Origin of the sequence: Paraburkholderia sp. SG-MS1 (assembly GCF_012275575.1) — a bacterium.
Classification (GTDB): domain Bacteria; phylum Pseudomonadota; class Gammaproteobacteria; order Burkholderiales; family Burkholderiaceae; genus Paraburkholderia.
This window is the reverse complement of record NZ_NPIH01000273.1, coordinates 1-1,977: the sequence shown is the minus strand read 5'-3', so window position 1 is coordinate 1,977 and position 1,977 is coordinate 1. Positions and strand designations below refer to the sequence as shown.

2 protein-coding genes are annotated in these 1,977 nt (G+C 62.0%); both read left to right on the top strand.

Annotated features, from left to right (window positions below; translation table 11 throughout):
• The first annotated feature begins 30 nt into the window (after nt 1-30).
• Nucleotides 31-1,161: a mandelate racemase/muconate lactonizing enzyme family protein gene (locus CIC12_RS27590; protein WP_168668880.1), complete on the top strand. Its 1,131-nt coding sequence runs from the start codon at nt 31-33 to the stop codon at nt 1,159-1,161.
• A gap of 18 nt (nt 1,162-1,179) precedes the next feature.
• Nucleotides 1,180-1,977 (top strand): ABC transporter ATP-binding protein (locus tag CIC12_RS27585; RefSeq protein ID WP_168668878.1); only part of this gene is annotated, 798 nt, incomplete at its 3' end.

Here is a 1,977-nt window from a genome sequence, read left to right as displayed (position 1 = left end):
CTTCTTTTCCATTAACCGTTAGAGGACAAGATGCCCAAAGTAGTCTCCGTCGAAACCGCTGTCGCACCGTTGCAGCTTGAACATGGTGTGGGCGCCGTAGAAGGCAAGTGGATCGTCAAAACGATCGATAACGTGCTGGTCCGGGTGACGACCGACGATGGAATCACCGGCACTTCCTACATCTGGCTGCCCACGGCGCGCCAAACCCTCGAGACGCCGGAGACGGCGACGATCATGATCGCGGAGCGGGCCGTCAGGTCGCTGGCGGAGCAGTTCGTGATTGGCGAAGACCTTTTCACCACCGAGCGCATCTATACGCGCATCAACGCGGATGCAGGACACCTCGGGCTTGGGATGGTCACCAAGGCGCATTCGGCCATCGACATGGCCATGTGGGATGCCATGGGCAAGGTCGCGGGGCTGCCGCTTTACAAGATGCTGGGCGGTCACAAGGAGGAGGTGCCGGTTTATTCGAACGAACTGCTGATGTCCACTCATCTTCCGCCCGACGAACTCGGCGAGGTGGCGCGTGGCCTGGCGGCAAAGGGTTTCCGCGGTCTGAAGTTGCCGTTCGGTGTTTTCAAGGATGTGCCCGTGTCTCTCGACGTCGCAAGAATCAAGGCGGTCCGCGAGGCGATCGGCCCCGACGTGAAGATCATGCTCGATACCGCCGCCCGACTCCCGGTCGACGAACTGATCCGCCGCATGCGTATGATCGACGATCTGGACATTGCCTGGGTTGAAGATCCGGTCCCGGCTGACCAGATCGACAATCTGCGCAAGATTAAATCTGCCTTGAAGACACCGGTCGCCACTGGCGAAGGCGTGTGGGGCACTCGCCACTTCCGTCGTCTGTTCGAGGCGAACGCCGTGGATATCGCGCTCTTCGAGCCCATGCGCGTTGGCGGCATTACCGGTTGCCAGAAAGTGGCTGCGCTGGCATCGGAATTCGATGTGATGATCACCCCGCACGTCTATCCGGACCTGGGCGTGCAGTTAATCGCGGGCTTCTCTAGCGGTCTGATGGCGGAATATCTGCCCTGGTGGTCCAGGCTCTTCAAGAACCCCATCGAAGCGCACAACGGCTTCGTCAGCGCGCGGCAAACGCCGGGCATCGGCTGGGAGTTCCGCGATGAGTTCTTTGCCAAGAGTGCCACCTGAGCGTAGGCGGGGATGGGTATGACCAATGTCGATGCGGGTGCCGTCCTGGTCGTGGAACACCTCAAGGTGGCCTACGGATCCGGAGCGGACCAGGTACACGTCCTTGAGGACGTGTCCTTCTCGGTCTCCCGGGGTGAAATGCTCTGCGTTGTAGGGCCCTCGGGATGCGGGAAGACCACGTTGCTCAAGAGCCTCTGCGGCCTGCTCAGGCCAACCTCGGGTCGCATCGAGGTGGCGGGCAAGGCCGTGGCCGGACCGCCACCCGAGCTGGCGATGGTCTTCCAGGACTACACGCGCTCGCTGATGCCGTGGAAGCGCGTGCTGGAAAACGTGACCTTTCCCCTGCGCGCGCGTGGACTCAGTGCACAAGTGGCGCGGCAAAAAGGCCTGGATGCGCTTGCCCGGGTCGGCCTGTCGGGCTCCGAAGACAAGTACCCCTGGCAGCTTTCGGGCGGTATGCAGCAGCGGGTAGCGATCGCGCGCGGCATCGCCTACGAGCCGCAGGTGCTGCTGATGGACGAGCCCTTCGCCGCAGTCGATGCACAGACCCGCGCTGACCTCGAGGACCTGGTGATGAAACTCATGCATGAGCTTGGCATGACCATGGTGCTCGTGACGCACGACATCGACGAGTCCGTGTACCTGGGCGATCGCGTGGTGGTGCTGTCAACCCGGCCGACCCAGGTGAAGAAGTCGCTCAGGGTCGAGCTGCCGTTTCCGCGCGATCAGGTGGCCACCAAGGCCGAGCCCGAATTCATCCGGTTGAGGTCGCAGATTGCCGAGTTCATCCGGCATGACACCTTGACCGTAACAAAG